Raw genomic sequence first — 468 nt, forward strand, 5'->3', positions numbered from 1 at the left:
GTTCGCGTCCGAAAGGGACGCGCGTGTCAGCGCCGATGAGGCCGCGGTGATCGCAATCGAGATCCTGCAGGCCCGGATGCCGGTCGGCGATGGGCCGCTGGCAACGGAGGCCAGCGTCACCGAGGAACGCCAGGCGCGCGCAGAAGGCGACAGCGCCAACGCCGAGGCCATTCGGCTGGTCAAGGCACGCATGCCCGCCGGCGAAGGCCTGGTGGCGTCTGTGGAAGCGCTGGAGACGGTCAGCGCCAAGGTTGAGGAAACAGAAGACGGACTGCGTGCGGTCGGGGAACGCGTCACTTCGATGACGGCGCAACTGGAGGGGGATCACGCCGGTGATGAGGACACCTTCTCTGGCGACTTGGACGTGTTCGCCGGCAGCAAAACGGTCTACACGGTCATTGCCGAGGGTGACCTAGCCAACGCGGAGGCCGTTGTGCGGCTTGATGCAAATGTCGGGCAGTTCAAGGC

Annotated in this window: 1 protein-coding gene; it reads left to right on the forward strand. The window is 66.0% G+C overall.

Annotation, left to right across the window (positions count from 1 at the left end; all coding sequences use genetic code 11):
• The coding region (locus AC1DCY_RS27615) for a hypothetical protein (protein WP_477355940.1) at window positions 1-468 on the forward strand (468 nt) is incomplete at both ends.

The organism is Lysinibacillus sp. 10T31 (genome assembly GCF_056394365.1).